This is a genomic window from Streptomyces sp. NPDC001410 (assembly GCF_042895235.1).
Classification (GTDB): Bacteria; Actinomycetota; Actinomycetes; order Streptomycetales; family Streptomycetaceae; genus Streptomyces.
Map to the genome: position 1 here is coordinate 298935 of NZ_JBIAWE010000007.1, position 19290 is coordinate 318224.

A 19290-nucleotide genomic window follows, 5' to 3' on the forward strand; every position below is an offset into this window, starting at 1 on the left:
TCAGTACAGGGCCTTGTAGCCCTGCCACTCGGCGGCGATCCCGGTGCGAGGGCCGAAGGAGCCCTTGCCGTCGCCGTTGTTGCGCCACAGCTTGCCGGAGGTGTCGCGGGAGACGATGTCCGCCCTTCCGTCCCCGGTGATGTCACCGGCGCCCACCACGACGTCGTAGGAGGCACCCCAGTTGTCGGCCACCTTGACCCGCGACCTGAAGCCGCCGGTCGCCCCCCACGCGCGGCGCACTCGCTCTGGACGTGTCAGTCACGCCGGCCGGGCGGACGACGTCCGAGCAGGACCAAGCGGCGGCGGCTCAGCGGTGAGGGATGCCGCCCAGCGCCGAAATCCCATGTTCTATGACGTCGGTCACAGCGCTCCGCCAACCAACCGGCGCACTTAGTAGACACGGCGGGCAGACATTTGGGGATTTGTCCTTCTTGGCTCGGATGTGGATCCCGGCGCGCGTCCTGGAATCCCGCCCGGCCGGCCCGCACGCCCGCTGTCACGTGATGTAAGGCTTCTGACGTCGTGACAGCTTTCCCTCCCGCCGCAATATGCGGACCGGAGACCCGCGCACTGCCCTGGCGAGGTCCTGGAAAACCTACGAGGCGACGTAGTGGCGGGACCCTTTGCGCTCCCTGCCGAGCCGTTCTAAGAATGACGCCCCACAGGACGTCGCCGCAGTTCGGAATCGGTGTTCACGCAGAGTCGACCGCGCACCGGGCGCTCGGCGTCACCGAGTGAGTAGGAGCCCCCACATGAAGTCGTCCCGAACGTCCGCGAGACTCCTCGCTCTCGGCCTGGGTCTGGCCTCCAGCGTGCTGGGCGCGGCGGTGTCGGCGAGCGCCCAGACGGCCGCCACCCCGTCTGCTTCCGCCGGTACCTCCGTGGCGCGGTACGACGGGTCGGTTGAGGAGGCTGCGAACAACGAGGCGTTCTTCGGGGCCGTGCTCAAGTCCGTCGCCGAGAAGCGCGCCGCCCAGCCGAACGCGCAGGCGGTGACTGTTTACTACAACGCCTCCCAGGCACCGAGCTTCCGTTCGCAGATATCGAGCGCGGCCTCGATCTGGAACAGCTCCGAGTCCAACGTCAAGCTCCAAGAGGCGTCGAGCGGTGCCGACTTCTCCTACATTGAGGGCAACGACCCGCGCGGGTCCTACACCTCCACCAACGGCCACGGAAGCGGCTACGTCTTCATCGACTACACCCAGAGCCGGCAGTACGACTCGGTCCGCGTCGTCACCCACGAGACCGGGCACGTGCTGGGCCTGCCGGACAACTACGGCGGGCCGTGCAGTGAGCTGATGTCGGGCGGCACCGCCGGCCCGTCCTGCACCAACCGCTACCCGAACGCCACCGAGCGCTCGCGTGTCGACCAGCTGTGGGCCACCGGACCCGCGCAGGCCCCGGGCACGGTGAACCCGCCCTCTGACCAGCCGAGCACTGCACCGCCGGTACTGATCGTGGCGCCGGGCCACGGTCCGTGGCGTCCGCTCCACAGCACGCCCTGGAGTTGATTGCCTTCCCTCTCAGCTTGGGAAGTGACGGCGCTTGGACAACCCCGTCGTCGTTGACCTGCGGTTATGTGATTCTGCGGCGGTCCTGGGAGGGTGCGTTCGCACCGCTGCTGACCGTCGTTGTCCGCTCTCAGGGCACGCTGTGGGCACGGCGCCGCAGCACCATGTCGGCGGCAGCCGGGTAGACCCCTCCCGGTCACGGGTGACCTCGGCTCGCATGTCAAGCACCTCAGCAGAGCCCCGCCTCTCATGACATCTGTTTCAGACCGCGCAGAGCTTCGACGACTCGTACGTGGACGCTGCCGGTTTGCGCACCCGCTCCGGCGCGGAGGCTGACCTCGAGGTCATTGGCCTGCATGGCCAAATGTCCGAACCGGGCCGAGAACCTGACGAGACCGGCCGAGGTTTCCGCATGCACGCCAGGGACCTCTACGGCCAGCTTCACCTCACAGCCCGCGCCGTCGGCGTTGGCCGCAAGGATCTCTTCCGCGTCACGAACGATCGGCGACAGTGCCTCATCCAGGAGACCATTCGGTATGCCGATCGACCGCTGGGCAATTTCGACCCCACTGCCACGCAGACTGGTCAGAGTCAGGCAGACACTCCTGGCGCTGTAAATACCGTGATGATGCAACACGTACACGGCTGTCAGCGCTGCCTGCGCGGCTCCGACAACGGGACCGACGGCCGCCGTCGACTTCACGTTCCAGGCGTGCTCGGTTTCGCGAAGCCTGCGCGGAGCCAGCCCGGAGATCATGTTCTCGACGCCCTGGAGCGCACTGTCCCCCACGTGCCAGGAGCCACCGGGGCCGAACGAGAGAAGCTGCCCCTCTTCCCCCACGGCAAGTACGGAGTCGTTCTCGGTGACACCGACCGGGAACAAGACGATGCGGAGCTCGGCGGACAGGCGGCTCAGCCGAGCGAGCTGGAACCTGGTCTTCTCCGGGTCGATGGAAAATCCGCTGACTGCCACTTCCCGGCCCGGTTCCACCGGCTGATGAGCGAGGCCGTAGAACTCGTTCAGAAAGGATTTCGCGGCGGGGAAGAGCGTGAGGGCTACTCCGTAGCCCTCCGCCATCGCGGCAAGCCGCAGCGCTGCCCGCATCGCGTCCTGCTCCACGTTCCTGCCCTCGGTCCACCCGATCCGCTCCGCGGCCCGCTGGTGCTGCGTCACTCGCCCACCGATTCGATACCCAGCCGCTCCATCAGGGCGGCGCACGAGTGGCAGGGTTCCGCGGGGCGGCCGTGCTCGGGATCACCGGCCGGGCGAATCTTCCTCGACACCAGGGCCGAGCCCGCGAAATGCTCCACCGCCTCGTCGAGCGTCGTCCACCCCCCGCTCGCCCGCTCCTGGTCCAGGCCCCACAGCTGGTCGGAGATCAACGCCGACTCCGCGCAGTAACCCATGAACGGTTCCCGCTGCGCGGCAGGAAGCTGCTGGAAAAACTCGGTAACCGCAGGATGCAGATCCGGGTCCGAATCCGGGTCGAGGTCGGTCTGACTGAAGATCTTGCCGTGCACCAGCAAGGACGCGGCGGTCATCGGAACATGCTCAGGCATAGTAGTCCTCCGCGTAGTCGAGCGGATAGCCACGCGAGTAACTCATGAACGCCGAGTACTTGTCATTTCCGAGGAAGTACTCGCCGCTGTGATGCAGGTAGAAGAATCGCCCCGCTTCGTCCATGAGGATCGTGCCGCCGTCGTACGTGTCGTGCGCGACGGGGAAGACCTTCTTCCCTAGTCCGTCGGCGAGTTCTTGAACGTCTTCCGCTGCGCCCCGGTACATGAGGGCCGGAAGGAACATCACGATGTCTTCGGGAGAGTCATGCAGGGGTGCCACAAGGCCGACATGCTCGCGCACAAAATCGAGAGCGGGCTGGATGACGTCAAGACTGCCGCCGTCCCTGCGGAATGATGCCTGACAGTCCTCGATCTCGGTGGCGGCAAGGTCGTCACACCTGCGGCCCGAGTACCATCCTGCCTTCGCCAGCCAGGCGTCAACTGCCTCAGGCGATTTCAATGCAGACACAGTTCTTATCCTTTTCCAGGTCAAACAGCGGTGACGCCGATGAGCGGAAGCATGCGCGTGCAGGAGGCGCAGGGCGGCTTGTACTCCCCGTGGCTCAAGAATCCAGGCTTGTCTGGTTTCATGTCGCCGGTCTGTCGCGTATGCACCTGTGCTCCCTCCATGACCCTTCTGATGTCATCGGTGCTCCGTATGTCGACACCGTCACGCTCCGATATAGCGTGCAGTCGGTCGGAGATCAGTGCCACTTCAGCGCACTTTCCGTGCCCGACCCCCGTATTTCCACCCTCAGCCTGTGTCTGTCGGTCGATGTCGTCCAGGACGGACTGCAGGGCGGGATGTGTATCCAGCTTCTCTTGCGGTACCGGGTTCTGCGGATTCTTCTTCAGCTTCGACACACTGGTGTGGCCCGTCAGGATCCCTTCGTGCAGCAAGGCTCCCGAACACCCCTGCTTGATCCTGCCCTTACCCAGCACAGGCTGGCCGTCAGGCCCGTTGGAAGCCTTCTGCGCGTCGTCCGCCAGGTCCTTGGCCTCCTGGATCAGCGCTCGGCGCTGATCTTCCGGGCTGAGGTGATCGACCTGCATCGCGTCACGGCGGTAGTGGCGCATCTGACCGGCGCTTCTGCCATGCCAGCCGGGCTGCGGGTTCATGCGCCGAGGACCGTTCCCGCCGCCCCCTCCGCCGCCCCCGCCGTTCCCGCCGCCCCCTCCGCCGCCACCGCCTGCTGCACCGCGCGGATCGACCTTGTTCACGTTGATGCCGTCGGCCTGTTTGCCGATCTTGTGGTCGTTTTCCTTGTGGTGCCGGGAGGCTGCCTTCACGCGCTGCGGGATCTCGTCGCTGACGTGCTTGGCCGTACGGGTGACCGACTTGGTGGCGGCGTCGAGCGCCTTCTCCAGGGCGTGGTCGAAGGTCTTGGTGAACCCGTCCCGGCCCTTCGTCCGGCCGAAGGCGCCCTTCGCCTTGCCCAGATGGATGTGGGCCTTGCTGCCGAGGTCCACGCCGTGGAGGGAGACCTTGCCGGCGCCGTCCTCGAACTCGGCATGATCGATACGGGTCCGCTTGCCCGCACCGCCGCCACCGCCCCCGCCGCCCGCGGAGGCAAGGGTCATGCCACCCGGAGTGCCGCTCCCCCCGCCGCTCGGGTGGAACGCACTCTCGGCCAGATCGAGCGCCGCATCGGCGGCGAGCTCTTCCAGCTTCGCCGTGACCGGCTCCGCCAGCTTGGCGGCGATCTCCGCGACGATCTCCTCGATCGCCTCCTTCACCAGCTTTTTCACGAGCTGCCGCATCAGGATGACCTCGCCCGCGGCAGCAGCGGCCGAGATACCCAAGGTGACACCGGACGCGGCGAGTTCGGCGACAATCGTCCCGGCGAGAACGGTCAGCTCGACCGCCGCCTTCGTCTTCATCGCGATGATGATCTCGGCGATCCGGTCACACACGAACGCGAACGTCCGCGCCACATCCGGGATCTTCTCCAGGTGACTGGTCTTCACGTACGACCAGTGCTGCTCCATGGCGTCGACCGCCCAGCCCTCCGAGGAGCTGAGGATCCGCGTGATCGCCTTGTGCGCGTCTCCGCCGTGGCCCTCGAACTTCTCCGCGAACTCACGGAGCGAGTCGGCCATCTCCGTGTAGTCGTCCTCGTCCACGTTCGGCCAGTCGATGCCCGCAAGGTCGAGTGCTTGGTCGACGATGTCCGGCAGCATGATGCCCATGTCCCGTGTTCCCCCGTGATCTTCGGCGCTCCAGCAGTCAACAGCAAAGATCAGCTAAACACTTCGTATGCACGCGCCGCCAACGTGGGCAGGGGTCTTAGTGCAAGGTTGAGACAACTCCGTACATGACAAGGACGTCGAACAGGAAGTATCGGTCAATCCCACCGCCTCCGACCTGCTCAGCGGCGAAGGTGACGAGTGACCACTTGCGTCACGGACGTCTCCGACCCCGCAGCGGTCGCCGCCCTCGCCGACGTGGCGGCCGAACTGGGGCCCGTCATGCAGGTCGTGCACACCGCGGGTACATCGTCGGTGCAAGCGTCCGCACAGCGCGTCCTGCACGTCGACCTGCTCGGCACCGCACCGGTCCTCGACGGGTTCGCGCGCGTCATCGCTCCCGATGGCGTCGGTGTCGTCATCTCCGACTCAGGGGTCGCATATGGCCTGTCGAAGCGGGCCAACGCCCTGCGCGTGCAGGCGACGGCTGTGACCTGGGGCAAGCGCGGGGCTCGGGTGAACTGCATCAGCCCCGGCATCGTCCCGACGCCCCTGGTCGCCGCTTATGGTGCGGAGGTGATGCGGACCCGCCGCACTGGTCCAGACAACAAACAACCCCCGGGTCTTTGACCTGGGGGTTTGCATTGGAGCGGGTGACGAGAATCGAACTCGCGCTCTCAGCTTGGGAAGCGACGGCGCTTGGCGCGGCGCCTAGGTGCTGACCTGCGCAGACGTGTTCTTTTACAGGTGGCCGGCGTGGGCGGGACGTACCGCTGCGGACCCTTGTTGTCCGCTCTCAAGGGCACGCGGAGGGCACGGAGTCATCGGTATGGGCGGTGTGAGGCGCCGGCAAGCCTTGCCGAGTCTCTGCCGGTCCCTTCTGACGCCGCCCGGCCGATGGACGGTTGCGCTCGCACAGGCGGGACGCCTCGGCGTACCGCTCGGACACGCCGCACCGGTTGTCGCCGGGCAGCCCCGCGACGACAACCGGGGGAGCGGGCCACATCCGCGGCTTTCCGCCCCGCGCACCGCGTCTCACCTGCCGTCGCGCTGGAAGACGTCACCAATCGAGCGCACGCTCGTCGGCTTGCGCGTCCCAGTCCGGCGTGACCGGGCGCGCGTCGTGGCAGGTGAAGCCGAGGCGGGTCAGTGCCCGGTGCATCTCGACCGAGGTGAAGTCGCGGCGGTTCTGCCTGGTGATCACTTCCCCGACCTGCATCACGGGGTAGACGCGGCGGTCGATGGTCACACACACGCCCGTGGCGGGTTCGGGCGTGATGCCGCTCATCGACTGCTCGACCTCGAACTTGGTCAGGTCGAAAGGGAATCGGGCGATGACACAGCGCATGGATGCCTCCACAGGGCGGTCAGGGGGTGATGGCTCAGGACGTGAGGGCGAGGATGCCCAGGGCGTAGCCGTGTTCGTCGACCACGGGGGACACGTCCAGGGTCCGGTCCCGCATGGCGGCTTCCGCCTCGCCGAGTGCGGCGACGGACGAGGTGAACGGTCCGCGGTCGAGCGGGATGTCCCGCAGCCGGGTCCGGTCGCTGTACCACGAGCCGCCGCGGTGCGCGGCGAGCTGGGCCCGGGTGACCAGTCCCGCGCACCGCCCGTCCTCGTCCCGGAGGAGCAGGTGCGGGACGCGGGCACCGATGAGCACGGACAGGGCCACGTCGACCGTCATGTGGTCGTCGACCTGGGGCCCGGGAGCGTGCATGGCGTCGCGGGCGGTCAGACCGATGCCGTCGGCGCTGCCGGCCTGCTGTGTTCGGGACGGATGCTGCGTCAAGGGCTTCTCCTCTTCGTCGGGGCGGGCGGGACGGGCGACGGATCTGCCTGACTGCTGGGAGTGCATCCCCCGTACGGGGGCTACGGGGTGTTCCTCGGGGCGGAGCGACGGGCGTGGGCGGCGGCCCGGTCGCTCCCGCCGTGGCCGGCGGCCCGGCCCCTGCGATTCCGGCCGGCGGATCCCTTGTCCTCGCGTCTGCCCTCGCTTCGTCCGTCGACCGGGGCGGTGAGGGTGACGGGCATGCCGGAGGGGGTCCGGGCGCCGGTGATGCGCTGCAGTTCGGCCTCGCCGGGACGGACCCGGGCGGTACCCGGAGTGATGCCGGCGTCGGCCATCAGACGTTCCACGGCGCGCCGCTGGTGCGGCAGGACGAGGGTGACGACGGTGCCGGACTCGCCGGCGCGTGCCGTACGGCCGCCGCGGTGCAGGTAGTCCTTGTGGTCGCCGGGAGGGTCGACGTTCACGACGAGGTCGAGGCCCGCGACGTGGATGCCGCGGGCGGCGACGTTGGTGGCCACCAGGGCCGTGACGTGGCCGTCCTTGAACTGGGCGAGTGTCCGGTTGCGCTGCTGCTGGGACTTGCCGCCGTGCAGGGCCGAGGCGCGCACCCCGACGGACAGCAGGTGCGTGGCGAGCCGGTCCACCGCGTGCTTGGTGTCCAGGAACATGATCACGCGTCCGTCGCGGGCGGCGATCTCGGTCGCGGCGGCGTCCTTGTCGGCGTCGCGCACGTGCAGCAGATGGTGCTCCATGGTGGTGACGGCTCCCGCGGACGGGTCGACCGAGTGCACGACGGGGTCGTGGAGGTAGCGGCGCACCAGGAGGTCGATGTTGCGGTCCAGGGTGGCCGAGAACAGCAACCGCTGGCCGCGGCCGGGGACTTGGCCGAGCAGCGCGGTCACCTGCGGCATGAAGCCCATGTCGGCCATCTGGTCGGCCTCGTCCAGGACGGTGACGGCGACCTGGTCCAGCCGGCAGGCTCCTCGCTCGATGAGGTCTTTGAGACGGCCGGGCGTGGCGACGACGACCTCGGCGCCGCCGCGCAGCGCACTCGCCTGCCGGCCGATCGACATGCCGCCCACCACGGTGGCGAGCCGCAGGCGCAGGGCACGGGCGTACGGGGTGAGCGCGTCGGTGACCTGCTGGGCGAGTTCCCGGGTGGGGACGAGGACGAGGGCGAGCGGCTGTTTGGGCTGGGCCCGCTGCCCGTCGAGGCGGGCCAGTACCGGCAGGCCGAAGGCGAGCGTCTTGCCCGAGCCTGTCCGACCCCGGCCCAGGACGTCCCGGCCCGCCAGCGCGTTCGGCAGGGTGGCCGCCTGGATCGGGAAGGGAACGGTCACGCCCTCGGTGCGGAGCGCGGCCAGCAGCCGTGCGGGCATGTCCAGTTCGGCGAACGTCTCGACCGGGGGCAGCGGCTCGGTGAGGGTGACCGGCAGGGCGAACTCCTGTCGGAGTGCGGTGGGGCGTGCTCGTTGACCGCTCTTGGGCCGGGGGCCCGGACCGGAATTTCGACGGTGCGGTTCCTGCGCCCGGAAGCGGCTGGAACTACTGGAGCCGCTGGAACGAGCGGAACGAGTGGAACGGGTGGAACGGGTGGAACGGGTGGAACGGGTGCGGTCCACGACGGGGCCTTCCTCGATGCGGCACGTATCGAGGAATTCCTTGAGGGGGAATCACAGGACTGAGCCGAGTGAAATCCGAAGACCTTGGGTTGACGTTCCTTACGTTCCTCACGGCCTTGCGGGAGCAGAAAAAATGGGCTGGGGCCCGCACCCCGAGAGCGCGGGCCCCAGCCACATGATGCGCGAACCAGTGGCTCGCGACGGTTCGCGTCAGCGTCAGGCGGGAACGATGTTCTCGGCCTGCGGGCCCTTCTGGCCCTGCGTGACGTCGAAGCTAACCTTCTGGCCTTCCTGAAGCTCGCGGAAGCCACCGTTGCTGATGATGTTCGAGTAGTGGGCGAACACGTCAGCGCCGCCACCCTCCTGCTCGATGAAGCCGAAGCCCTTTTCCGCGTTGAACCACTTCACGGTGCCAGATGCCATATTGAATCTCCCTTGAGGGGCAGTGCCGGACTCCGCACTTTACGGAGCCGAGTCGCCGCGATGATCACCCCTCCGGAAAGATCCCGGAAAGCTCTGCAAAGAAAAAATCTCTGGCAACCAAAACCGCAACAGCTATCACGTTAACACAGGGCGAGTGGCAGCGGCTATGTGTTTTCGGACTCGTCCGGTAATTGTCATCCCGCTGGAGTGTGCATTTCTATATCGGCGAGACTAGGTATCCGCACCGGGCTCGTCCAGCTTCCGGCGCATTTCCCGGTTCAGCCGGAGGGCGTCGTCGAGCTGGTCCTCCAGGGTGATGATGCGGCACGCGGCCTCGACGGGGGTGCCCTGGTCGACCAGTTCCCGGGTGCGGGCGGCGATGCGCAACTGGCGGCGGGAGTACCGGCGGTGGCCGCCTTCCGAACGCAGCGGGGTGATCAGCCCGGCTTCGCCGACGGCCCGGAGGAAGGCGGGGGTGGTGCCGAGAACATCGGCGGCCCGCCCCATGGTGAAGGCGGGATAGTCGTCGTCATCGAGGTTGCCGGCGACAGGGGTGTTCTCAGCGGGCATGGCACCTTCGTTTCGGGGGCGCGGCGAGGCCCGGGCGTGCGTGGCACCCGTGCTGCGAAGGATTCGGCGCCATTCCACTTCGGCGCCATCTGCCTCGTGCGACAACCCTAACTCCGGCGGGCACGGACATGTGGTCTCGCCGTGGCAGATATTCCCTCTCCGGCTGGCGTGCTCAGCTCGCGAAGTCGCCCTGCTCCGGTGTCAGCCCGGCTGCGGACATGAGCGAGACGGCGGCCCGTTCGGTGGCCTCCGGCGGGACGACCAGCAGGTCCCTGCGCCCATGGCCGGGTGCCATCAGGACGACGGTGCTCGGCGCGTGCGCCGTGGTGGCCCTGCGCAACCGGACGACCTGGTCGCGGACGAGCATGCGGCCCGGCACCCCGGTCCCCACCGCGCCGTTCACCAGGACGCTGACGATCTGGCCCCAGGCACGGGGCAGACCGGAGAGCAGCTGCGGGAGTTCTGCCGGGAGATCGGCGGTGCGCGGCCACCAGGCCCCGTCGATACGGCGTGGCACGGTGCTCTCGGGTGCGAGGTACAGGCGCAGGAGAGGCGGGGCGGGCGGCGGGGGCCGTAGGCGGTCCTTCGTCATGAGGTGTCCTGTCGAGTGGTTCGGCGCGGTACGTCGTCCTCGGCCGGACGGTGTGCCTCGGTCGCCGGGAGTGCGCAAACGGAGGATGCCGCGGCTCGGCTCGCCGCGGTCAGCTGTGCCGTCCTGGTGCCTCCGGCGCGCCGGTGCCGGCCGTTCGTCCCTCCCAGGCGTCCTGTGCGCTCGCGTAGGCGGGGAAGCGGTCGAGGAGACCGGTGTGACGGAAGGCCAGGTCGGTCGTGTGGTTGTCGTAGACGATGCGCATCCAGCCGCCCCGGGCGCGGCAGTCGGACCACGCCTCGCACAGTGGCGTCAGGATGCCGCAGTCGGTGAAGGTCACCTCGCTCAGGTCCACGATGAGGAGGAGCCGTCCGGGCCGGTCCGCGCGGGCCTCGGCCAGGGCACGGACCAGTGGCGCCACGGTCTGCGCGTCCAGTTCGCCGTGTGCGCGGACGATACGGCACTCCTCGAAGGGCGTGGGCGCTTCGTCCTGGGTGGTCAACGGCTCGCGCGAAGACGGTAGTTGAGGTCGGTCGGCCGTCCCTGCCGCGGGCTCCCAAGGAGTCGCGTGCCTCATTCCGTCTCCCCGGTCGTGTCCACCGGTCGACCCGTTTCGGCGAGCGCCAGCATTCGCGCGGCGGTCAGCAGGTTTTCGGGGTCGGCAGCGGCGGCCAGCAGCCGGGCGGCTGTTCCGGCGGGCTCCTCGGGCGGGACGACCAGGAGCACCCAGCGTCCCACGGTGCCGCAGTCCAGGGTGATGACGTGCGACTCGCTTCCGGGTTCGGTCGGCTCCACGGCGATCGCCCCGCCGGGTGCCATGACCGTGCGCGGGGCGTCGGGCCATTCGGCGGGGTCCACGGTGACCCGTACCGCGGCGCCCGGGTCCGGCTCCAACGAGCCGACGAGCGAGGGCAGTTCGAGTTCCAGCGCGTCGCAACGCGGCCACCAGGCCCCGTCCAGCGGGCCATGGCTCACGTCCGGGGTGAGGGTCAGGCGAGGCAGGGGCATGCGGTACGTCTGCGCGTCGGCGGCGGGTACGCCTTCGGCCGGCGTTCTGCTGCGTTCCATCGTGCGGTCCCGTCCCGGGAGCCGTGGGACGACTGCCCGTTTCGTCACTCGCCGGGAACGGCACCGCCGGTCGCGCTGCGCGAAAAGCTCTCGGTACGGTCAGGCTACTCCCGGCCGAGGAGAAGCGGGCGGGTCAGTCGTCCGACGGTGTCTTCTCCGTCCTGTCCCGATCGTCCTGTTCCTCCTCCTCTTCCTCTTCTTCCTCTTCCTCTTGTTCCTCCATCAGGCGGATACCCTCGTGCGTCAGCGAGACGGCGGCAGGGGTCCGGTGCGAGGTCCAGTCCACGCTGATCAGGCCCTCGTCAGCCAGATAGGCGCAGGCGGCGGAGAGGTCCTCGTCGGGCATGCCCAGCTCGGCGCGGAGCGCCGATCCGCTGACCTCGGGGCGATTGAGTTCGACGGCCCCGTACAGGGATCGCAGGACCGCCGCCCGGTTGTTCTTGCGTTCGCGGAGTTTCGTCATGGCTGTCGTTCTCCGAGGTGACGGCCGCGCGGGGACGGACGCGACGGCGGATCCTCGTGGCTTCACGGACCCGGGTCACACCTCATCTGCGTGTGTCCGGTCCTGATCTGTCGATTCGCTGGTCGCCAGCCAGGACCGTGCGGGTTCCGCGGCGTGCGCGGTGTCGAGGGTGAGATGGAGCCGGGTCCCTCCTCCGTGGCCGGCGGGGTAGCTGCGCTGCTCGGTCGAGGCGAAGCAGCGGCGGAGCACTGCGGCGACGCGCCGGGCGACCTCTGGTGTCGCGGCGACGATGCGGACCTCGGCTTGACCCTCGGAGGGCAAGGGTTCTTGCTCCATACGAACCTCCTGGCAGGCGACGGGTACGAACCACGAATCCGGTCGCTGCCCGACACGCCGGGCGACGGTGCGGGGGGTGCGACGCGTTTCCACGGCGGCCCTCCTCTGAAGGGTATGCCGGGTGAGGCCGGCCGTGCGTGCCATGGCCGTCCGGCCGCTTGCCGGTCGCCCGGGCCCGGTGGCCGCGCGAGCCGGCTCGGCCCGGAAGGCAGCGACAGCTCCCGGAAGAGCGGTGCCGTTGTCGGCGCCGACCGCCGCAGTCGTCGTCGGCCGCCGGGCCGCCGAGGCGGGCCCGGCCGGGAGTACGGTGGAGACACCGAGGGCACGCCGCGCACCGCCTCCGACACCGGTGCCGTTCTCGGGGATCGGCGACGCCGGGTCGGCTTTCGTCCGTGCCCGGGGCAGGGTTGGCCATGACCGCGCACGTGTTCCTCCCGACGACCTTGGCCCTCCCCGCGCTCCGGCCCGCACGGGGCAGGCCGCGGACCCGCGTGCCGGGCCCGCCGAAGGCGGAGCGCAGGTCCTCGCCCCAGGTGGCAGAACGTGTCCGCCCGCTGACGCGTGGTCAGGTCGAGGACCGCCTGCAGGAGTTGGGCGACCTGTACGCGGAGGTCTCCGGTGGCGACCCATGGGCGTGGAACCAGGCGCGGGCCGCCTTTCTGCGCCACCTCGCGGCCGACGCACGACGCCCGGGGTTCTCGCTGCTGATCGCGGAGACCACCGCCCTGACCGGATGCGCCTACGGCTTTCCCGCGGACGGCGCCGGTCCGTGGTGGGAGGAGGGCTTCGACGGACATCTTCCGGGGAAGCTGCTCCGCCGCGCCGCCTCCGGGCGGCTCTTCGTCGTCTCCGGAATCGTCGTCCCGCCTCGCGTACGCCGGGAGTACCGGGACCATGTCTGGAACCTCGCCCGGCGCCTGCAGCGGCGACTGCTCGCCGACCACGGCGCCGCGCTCGGCGTCACCCTGGTGGACGCCTGGGACGACGGGACCATTGAGACACTGCGCTCCTGGGGCTGGCAGTACGCCGGAGACGACACCCTTACGGCCTTGCCGCCCGGCCCGTTCCGCGTTCTGGTGTTGGCTCCGGGGACATGAGTACCCCTGTCGTCGATCGTGCCTCGGACTCGGTCAGGGCATGGGCAGGCGCAGGGCGAGGAGGGCGATGTCGTCGGTGCTGCCGGGGGGCATCCGGGAAGACAGCCGGTCGCACAGCGTGTCCAGCGGTTCGTGGGCGAGGGTGAGGACATGGCGGCGCAGTCGGCCGAGCCCGGTGTCCAGGTCGCTGCCGGGAACCTCGATCAGGCCGTCGGTGTAGAGCAGGAGCGTGGATCCCGGCGGCAGCGCGTGGGCGGCGCTCGGCCGATGACCGCCGGCGCCCAGGTCGGCTCCGAGGAGCAGTCCCTGCCCGGCTTCGAGGTACTGCGCGTTCCCGTCGGGCGTCAGCAGCAGGGGTGGCGGGTGCCCGGCACTGGTCCAGCGCAGCGTCCAGGGGCCGGTGTCCGGGCCTTCCACCCGGGCGAGGACGAGGGTGGCCGTCGGCACGGTCGTGATGGCGTGGATGGCGTCGTCGAGACGGTCCACGACGGCACCGGTCGGCTCGGTGTGGTCCCAGACGAGCGAGCGGAGGATGCCGTGCAACTGCGCCATGCCGGCCGCGGCGGTCAGATCGTGGCCCTCGACGTCGCCGATGACCAGGGCGAGCGTGCCATCCCTCAGTGTGAACGCGTCGTACCAGTCGCCACCGACCTGCGAGCCGGCCGGAGCGGGCTGGTACCGGGCGGCCAGCTGGATCCGGCCGGGCTGGGGCAGTGGGGGGAGGAGGTTGCGCTGCATGGCCTCGGCGATGGCGCGCTGGCGGCCGAACCGGCGGGCGTTGTCGATGACGAGGCCGACCCGGCGGCCGATGTCGCTCACCACGTCCACATCGCCGGTGCCGAAGGGGTGTGCCGGGTCGGTGCGCACCAGTGTCAGGGCACCGGTGACCTGCCGTCTGGCGCCCAGTGGCACCGTGATGACGGATGCCGCGCCGGTTGCTTCGAGGAAGGCACTGTGGACGGCGGCCAGGGGGGAGTCGGGCGGTGCGTCCATGTCCGCCCGGTCCTGCAGGACGGGACCGCCTCCGTTCAGCACCTGGACCAGGGGCGAGTGGGCCGTCTCCCCGACCGACGGAAGACGACCACGCCAGTCCTCCTGTCCGGCGTCACGGCCCTCGGGGCCGGTCACCGCCACCCGGTGTACCTGATGGGAGCCGACCCGTAGATCCACCACCGCCCAGTCGGCCAGGCGGGGAACCAGAAGCCGGCTCAGCCGAGCGAGGGCCTCGTCCACCTCCAGGGTCTGGCCGAGCACGTCGGTGATCTCCGCGACGAGTGTCAACCGCTCGGTGAGACTCTCCAGAGCGCTCGTATGGGCGGCTCGTTCCACCCGTTCCGCCTGTTCCGCCCGCTCTGCCTGCTCCGCCCGTTCCGCGCGTTCCCTACGGGCACGGCGGTCCTCCGCGGTCTCGACGACCAGCACGACCATGCCCTGGGAGACGCCGTCGTCCGTCAGAGGCGTGGCCGACCAGGAGATCGGGATCAGCCGTCCGTCACCCCGCAGGCACCTGTCGTCGTCCCCGCGCGCCGAACGCCCCTCGACCAGTGCCCGCAGCAGCGGACAGCGCTCTCGGGGGATCCGGGTGCCTCTCGGGTCCCGGTGGCACAGGTCATGCAGATCCTGCCCGTACATCGCCGCTGCCGCCCGCCCCAGCAGCCGCTCGGCGGCCGGGTTGACCGTGACGATCAGCCCCGCCGGGTCCATCACGACCACGGCCGTACCCAGCTGCTCGACCACGTGCTGCCACAGACCCGGCTCCGCTGCCGACAGCCGCCACTCCCGCTCTCCGTCGGGCCTCACGCCGTCCACCACGCCGCCGCCTTTCCCTGCACAGACCACACCGCCGCCGGGGCCTCCGGCCCAAGGGCCACGGAGACATCGGTGCCCCGATGGTCCCTTTGCGAGTACCCGGCCGCGTGGGCGACACGACGGCGCCTGCGCGACACCGCTGTACTGGCTCTGACCAGTCGCTCCAGAGCGAGGAAAATCGCTGGTCATACGCACATTTTCGGGCTCGGAATCGGAGTAGGCTGAAGGCACCGGGAGTCTTTCGCGCACCGGCTCCTACGCGGGTGTCGTTCCCGGTGATCAACAACGCCGGGCTGTCGCAGACGAGCCCGGGGGCAGGTCCGCGCCATGAACGTGACCATCAACCGTACGACACCTAATGAGCGCGCACCTTCGCCGCCGGCCCGCTTCTCGCTGACACGGGCGCGCCCGGTTCCGGCCAGGTTGGAAGGCGTCGGCGGCCGGGAAGAGGCAGACAGCGTCGATGCCCGAAGCCGGGAAGAAGCGTGGGAGACCGATGGCGGGGCATCTCGGGCGTCGGCCCTGCCGCGGCACACGGCTTGCCAGGGCGGCCGTCCGCCCTCCGGCCAAGGGATGTGAGAGAGCCGTGACGCTCATCGCCGCGGCTGTGTTGCTTGTCGTGATCGCCATCGGAGTCGTTCTGATCCACCGGCTCAATGCTCAGCACGCCGAACGGATCGCCGCTTTCCACTACGGCGATGCCCTGCCGGGGATCGGCCGTTGGCCCCGGAGGCACCGCCGGGCGGCGGTGGACGCGATTGCTCCGACCCGCCCCACCGCGACGGCGACCGCGGAAGACATCGACTTCGGCACGACTGAGGACGGCGAAGGACGGCACGTCATGGCAACACTGCGCGAGCGGAAGACGTATCGCGAGAAGATCATGCGGGCTGTGTACGAAGCCGCCGAGGGCAATCGGCTCCTGGGCGTCGACGGGGTGAAGCTCCGCAACGACCTTGGTATTCCCGAGCAGGATCTGGCCGCTGCCTGTACGTATCTGGCGGGCGAAGGCTGGGTCGTCGTCGATTGGGCAAGGGGCAACACGCCCGCGATGATCACGCTGACGCACCAGGGGATCCGGCAGATGGAGACACAGGAGGAGGAACGTGGCTGAGCCGCGTCCACCGAGGCAGTGCGGCCGCCGCGGGGCGTGCGACCGGCATACGAAGGACGGGCGGACGCCATGACCGACTCCGACACCTCCGGCGCTCGCAGGTTCCTGCCGGACGCCGTCCACGAGTCGGTGAGACCCGGGACGGCCCTGCTGAGGCTGGAGACGACACATGCACGCGAGGGAATCCTGGACGGTGCCTGGTGGCCGCGGTCCCGGGACATCGGTGCCGAGCTCCCCTCGCTGATCTCCGCGTTGACCGAGCATCTCGGACCTGTCACCCGCGTCGGACTCGACGCCGGCACCTGGGACGAACTGCCGACCCGGGTGATGGTCGACGGCCGGGTCGTGCACATCGACTCCTTCCCGGTCGGTGACGACACCGTCCTCATCACCCGCGGCGACCGGGACCATTTCTCCCTGCTGGTGGTCCCTCCGGACACGTCGCCCGACGCGGCACGTGCCGCGATGGCCAGGGCCGTACGGGCCGACAACGTCACCGAGGCCGAGCAGATCCTCATCGATACGGGCAGCGACACGCCTCCTACGCCGGCCTGACACGTCCGTCGCAGATCGACTCCCCATCGGCCTGGACGCTAGATGCGGGCGAACTCCTCCGTCTGCTGGGCGAATTCCTGGGCCATGGCGGCGCTGACCGTGGGCCTGGTGTCGCGGATCGTGTCCAGGTAGTCGTCGGTGGTGGGGGCGGTCCGGGTTCCGGTGTCGAAGGTGCGCTCGAACTGGGCCTGGGAGACGGTTCGCGCCGCGTGGGCGATGTCGGCCGGGGTGAACCCCTCGCTGGCGGACGCGAGTACCGCGCTGTCGGCCTCGGCGCCCGCTCGGGCCAGGTAGCTCTCCCACAGCGCGGACCTGGCGGTGTGGTCGGGAGGGCCGATCGGCAGCACAGTACTCGCTAAAGAGAGAGCACCGTCGGCCTTGACGCCACCGTCCGGAAGGCTCAGGAACAGGCGGCGCGGATGACCGCCGAGAAGCGTTCGGCGCGAATCCGGCACGCGGCGAGTGATCGCTGAGGACAGCAAAAAGGCCCCGGTCTCTGACCTGGGCCTTCTCCATGGAGCGGGTGACGAGAATCGAACTCGCGCTCTCAGCTTGGGAAGCGACGGCGCTTGGACGGTCGCATGGCGGCCGACCTGCGGGGATGAGGTACGCCTGTGCCGTTGTACGAGCCTGTTGGTACCGCTGGTGGCCCTGGTTGTCCGCCCTTGTGGGCACGTTGTGGGCACGGCGGCGAAGGACGCCGGGCGAGGCGCTTGGGTGAACGGACGCTGCGCTTGGTGGCGCTGTCTCCGTGGACCAGCCCGGGAACCCTTGGCGAGTGCACAGCCCTTCCGGTGGGGTGCGCCCCCTGCCACGCGAACGGCTGTCGCGCCTGCTCGGCACACTCCGGTGCTCGGTGTCGCCGGGCACGGCGGGCGCCGGTTGGTACGAAGGAGCCGACGCGGTCTCTTCGGCGCGTTCCGCGCGGACGAGTGGTCGCTGCCGATGCCGGCGGGCGTGGCCAGTTCCTCGCGGCGCGGGCCGGAAGGCGGCGCAGGCCGGTGCCCATCCCGAGGGCGGCCTGGTGGGGCCGGCCACCGACGCTGTCCTCACTCCCACCGGCGGCTTTCCGGGCCGTACTCTCCTTCGGTCGCCACACGGCCGGATACCGTCCCCCGCGCGTGTTCAGCCGGTGCCGGCGCTGCCCGCCGATTCGCTGGCGGCACGGCGGTACTCGGCGTTGATGCGTTGCGCTTCCTCCAGCTGGTCCTCGAGGATGACGATGCGGCACGCGGCCTCGATCGGGGTCCCCTTGTCGACGAGCTCGCGGGCGCGCGCGGCGATCCGCAGCTGGTAGCGGGAGTACCGGCGATGTCCTCCCTCCGAGCGGAGCGGAGTGATCAGACGAGCCTCACCGATCGCTCGGAGGAAGGCCGGCGTGGTGCCGAGCATCTCGGCTGCCCGGCCCATCGTGTACGCGGGGTAGTCGTCGTCGTCCAGACGATCATTCAGAGGGTTGTCCGATGTCATGTCACCTCGCTGTGCAACGCGTCGAGGGGCCCTGGCGCCGTACGGCACCAGGGCCCCGAAGGAAATTGAACACCATCTGTCGGCCCTACTGCTGTGCCGACCTTCTGTTTCCGCTACCGGCCCGGCAGGGCGGAGCGGGGGATCGCAGCTGCGTGACCGGGGACCACCATCCATTCCGGGGTCTTGCGGTACCCGGACCGAGTGCTTCTCGGGCCGGGCGATCCTGATGGCGTCTGCTCCTCCGTTTCTCTCGGGACCAACCACTGAATGAACAGGTACCACTGGCGGCTCCTCGACGTGCGAGCCACACTGACCTGCGGACTTCGTATTCAGTCACCTGCCAGTTCGTGTCTGGCGGGTCTCGTTCGACCGTGGTTACGAGAAGAAGCGTACCCACGTCAGGAACCAAAATCTACTCCAGCAAGAGAAGATTTCACTCTTCTGCAGGAGGAGAACCCTGTTCCTCGGTCGGCCCTCACCGGCTGGCGAAACCGCCCTTCCCCCACGCGCGCAACCACTTCAGCCCCGCGGGAGGTGCGGGTACGGGTGGGCCGCATAAGCTCTGCTGTCATGTCGAACCCTGATGAGCTGCTTGTGGCCATCTCCGCCGCGGTGGAGTCCGAGCGAAGCAATCAGATGTCGCTGACCGTGGTCGTCGGCGGCGCCGTCATCACCGGCCGGCTGGCTCCCGAGGCCGTGTGGAGGGAGCGGGTGGCGGAGGTCCTGAAGGACTCGGACCGTCTCGGCTCGTTCTCCGACGTGTTCGCCTGCGGCCCGCGAGGGAACCGGCCTGGTCACGGCGAGGCACCCACGCATCTGCACTTTCATCTCGCCCGGATCCTGCAGGGCAGCCTCGGGATCCCGGAGACGGGCGGCATGTACCGAGTCGCGATCAAGGACGTCAGCGCATGGACCGTAGGAGATCTCATCCACTTCGACCGGTGAGACGCTGTCTCCGCCCCGTTGCCCGGCCGGCGGTTTCCGAGCGGACGGCGACACGGCGGTGGGGGCCCTGCCGACGCGCGTCGGCAGGGCCCCCACCGGGTTTCAGTCGGCGGGGTGGCGCCCGTGCTCCCACCGCCCAGGGGGCGGTGGCACCCAGCAGTGGGCCCGCGGTGCGGCACGG

General features: G+C 69.4%; 24 protein-coding genes. 6 read left to right on the forward strand and 18 right to left on the reverse strand.

Annotation, left to right across the window (positions count from 1 at the left end):
• Complete coding sequence (locus ACFY3C_RS17540) at positions 1–192, reverse strand: FG-GAP repeat domain-containing protein (RefSeq protein WP_390771343.1); 192 nt, start codon at positions 190–192, stop codon at positions 1–3.
• Positions 193–752: 560 nt separating this feature from the next.
• Here ACFY3C_RS17540 and snpA point away from each other — a divergent pair.
• A complete protein-coding gene (gene snpA / locus ACFY3C_RS17545) occupies positions 753–1511 on the forward strand; it encodes a snapalysin (RefSeq protein ID WP_390771344.1) in 759 nt (252 codons plus the stop codon).
• Between the two features lie 247 nt (positions 1512–1758).
• Here the strand turns inward: snpA and ACFY3C_RS17550 are convergent, their stop codons facing one another.
• Genes ACFY3C_RS17550 through ACFY3C_RS17565 form a run of 4 tightly spaced genes read right to left on the reverse strand, consistent with a single transcriptional unit; the run spans position 1759 to position 5261 of the window.
• Entirely contained in the window at positions 1759–2730 is a 972-nt protein-coding gene (locus ACFY3C_RS17550) for an SUKH-3 domain-containing protein (protein ID WP_390771345.1), read from the reverse strand.
• Complete coding sequence (locus tag ACFY3C_RS17555; RefSeq protein ID WP_390771346.1) at positions 2682–3053, reverse strand: YwqJ-related putative deaminase; 372 nt, start codon at positions 3051–3053, stop codon at positions 2682–2684. Before ACFY3C_RS17555 ends, ACFY3C_RS17550 begins: the two co-directional genes overlap by 49 nt.
• A gap of 10 nt (positions 3054–3063) precedes the next feature.
• Positions 3064–3540 (reverse strand): SUKH-3 domain-containing protein, encoded by a 477-nt coding sequence (locus tag ACFY3C_RS17560; RefSeq protein ID WP_386572933.1) that lies wholly within the window; start codon positions 3538–3540, stop codon positions 3064–3066.
• 20 nt (positions 3541–3560) lie between these two features.
• Positions 3561–5261 carry a YwqJ-related putative deaminase gene (locus ACFY3C_RS17565; protein ID WP_390771347.1) on the reverse strand — a complete coding sequence of 567 codons (1701 nt, stop codon included), beginning with the start codon at positions 5259–5261 and terminating at the stop codon, positions 3561–3563.
• 198 nt (positions 5262–5459) lie between these two features.
• Between ACFY3C_RS17565 and ACFY3C_RS17570 the strand changes: the two genes are divergently transcribed.
• Positions 5460–5888, forward strand: a complete 429-nt coding sequence (locus tag ACFY3C_RS17570) for an SDR family oxidoreductase (RefSeq protein ID WP_390771348.1) — start codon at positions 5460–5462, stop codon at positions 5886–5888.
• Between the two features lie 430 nt (positions 5889–6318).
• Here ACFY3C_RS17570 and ACFY3C_RS17575 read toward each other — a convergent pair whose 3' ends face one another.
• From ACFY3C_RS17575 to ACFY3C_RS17620, 10 genes are all read right to left on the reverse strand, one after another.
• Positions 6319–6606: an SCO5918 family protein gene (locus ACFY3C_RS17575; RefSeq protein ID WP_390771349.1), complete on the reverse strand. Its 288-nt coding sequence runs from the start codon at positions 6604–6606 to the stop codon at positions 6319–6321.
• Positions 6607–6640: 34 nt separating this feature from the next.
• Positions 6641–6976: a CBS domain-containing protein gene (locus tag ACFY3C_RS17580; RefSeq protein ID WP_386573128.1), complete on the reverse strand. Its 336-nt coding sequence runs from the start codon at positions 6974–6976 to the stop codon at positions 6641–6643.
• Positions 6977–7128: 152 nt separating this feature from the next.
• Positions 7129–8670, reverse strand: a complete 1542-nt coding sequence (locus tag ACFY3C_RS17585; protein WP_390771350.1) for a DEAD/DEAH box helicase — start codon at positions 8668–8670, stop codon at positions 7129–7131.
• Positions 8671–8886: 216 nt separating this feature from the next.
• Positions 8887–9093, reverse strand: a complete 207-nt coding sequence (locus ACFY3C_RS17590; protein WP_020943091.1) for a cold-shock protein — start codon at positions 9091–9093, stop codon at positions 8887–8889.
• Between the two features lie 231 nt (positions 9094–9324).
• Positions 9325–9663: a MerR family transcriptional regulator gene (locus tag ACFY3C_RS17595; protein WP_390771351.1), complete on the reverse strand. Its 339-nt coding sequence runs from the start codon at positions 9661–9663 to the stop codon at positions 9325–9327.
• A 172-nt stretch (positions 9664–9835) separates the two neighbouring features.
• Positions 9836–10255, reverse strand: a complete 420-nt coding sequence (locus ACFY3C_RS17600; RefSeq protein WP_390771352.1) for a DUF5994 family protein — start codon at positions 10253–10255, stop codon at positions 9836–9838.
• Positions 10256–10364: 109 nt separating this feature from the next.
• Positions 10365–10754: an STAS domain-containing protein gene (locus tag ACFY3C_RS17605; RefSeq protein WP_390771353.1), complete on the reverse strand. Its 390-nt coding sequence runs from the start codon at positions 10752–10754 to the stop codon at positions 10365–10367.
• Positions 10755–10825: 71 nt separating this feature from the next.
• Positions 10826–11320 carry a DUF5994 family protein gene (locus ACFY3C_RS17610; protein WP_386572941.1) on the reverse strand — a complete coding sequence of 165 codons (495 nt, stop codon included), beginning with the start codon at positions 11318–11320 and terminating at the stop codon, positions 10826–10828.
• A gap of 133 nt (positions 11321–11453) precedes the next feature.
• A complete protein-coding gene (locus ACFY3C_RS17615) occupies positions 11454–11783 on the reverse strand; it encodes a hypothetical protein (RefSeq protein ID WP_386572942.1) in 330 nt (109 codons plus the stop codon).
• A gap of 75 nt (positions 11784–11858) precedes the next feature.
• On the reverse strand, positions 11859–12119 hold the full coding sequence (locus ACFY3C_RS17620) for a hypothetical protein (protein WP_390771354.1): 261 nt from the start codon (positions 12117–12119) through the stop codon (positions 11859–11861).
• Positions 12120–12652: 533 nt separating this feature from the next.
• On the opposite strand from ACFY3C_RS17620, the gene ACFY3C_RS17625 reads away from it, so the two are divergent.
• Entirely contained in the window at positions 12653–13216 is a 564-nt protein-coding gene (locus ACFY3C_RS17625) for a hypothetical protein (RefSeq protein WP_386572944.1), read from the forward strand.
• 33 nt (positions 13217–13249) lie between these two features.
• Here the strand turns inward: ACFY3C_RS17625 and ACFY3C_RS17630 are convergent, their stop codons facing one another.
• Positions 13250–15016: a SpoIIE family protein phosphatase gene (locus ACFY3C_RS17630; RefSeq protein WP_390771355.1), complete on the reverse strand. Its 1767-nt coding sequence runs from the start codon at positions 15014–15016 to the stop codon at positions 13250–13252.
• Between the two features lie 850 nt (positions 15017–15866).
• Between ACFY3C_RS17630 and ACFY3C_RS17635 the strand changes: the two genes are divergently transcribed.
• Positions 15867–16139: a hypothetical protein gene (locus ACFY3C_RS17635; protein WP_386573129.1), complete on the forward strand. Its 273-nt coding sequence runs from the start codon at positions 15867–15869 to the stop codon at positions 16137–16139.
• Between the two features lie 69 nt (positions 16140–16208).
• Positions 16209–16694, forward strand: a complete 486-nt coding sequence (locus ACFY3C_RS17640; protein WP_390771356.1) for a DUF5994 family protein — start codon at positions 16209–16211, stop codon at positions 16692–16694.
• 38 nt (positions 16695–16732) lie between these two features.
• Here the strand turns inward: ACFY3C_RS17640 and ACFY3C_RS17645 are convergent, their stop codons facing one another.
• Positions 16733–17041, reverse strand: a complete 309-nt coding sequence (locus ACFY3C_RS17645; RefSeq protein ID WP_390771357.1) for a hypothetical protein — start codon at positions 17039–17041, stop codon at positions 16733–16735.
• A gap of 778 nt (positions 17042–17819) precedes the next feature.
• Positions 17820–18164, reverse strand: a complete 345-nt coding sequence (locus ACFY3C_RS17650; protein ID WP_390771358.1) for a helix-turn-helix domain-containing protein — start codon at positions 18162–18164, stop codon at positions 17820–17822.
• Positions 18165–18734: 570 nt separating this feature from the next.
• On the opposite strand from ACFY3C_RS17650, the gene ACFY3C_RS17655 reads away from it, so the two are divergent.
• The gene (locus ACFY3C_RS17655; RefSeq protein WP_390771359.1) at positions 18735–19109 is read left to right on the forward strand and encodes a hypothetical protein; all 375 of its coding nucleotides are present in this window, start codon (positions 18735–18737) and stop codon (positions 19107–19109) included.
• Positions 19110–19290 lie beyond the last annotated feature (181 nt).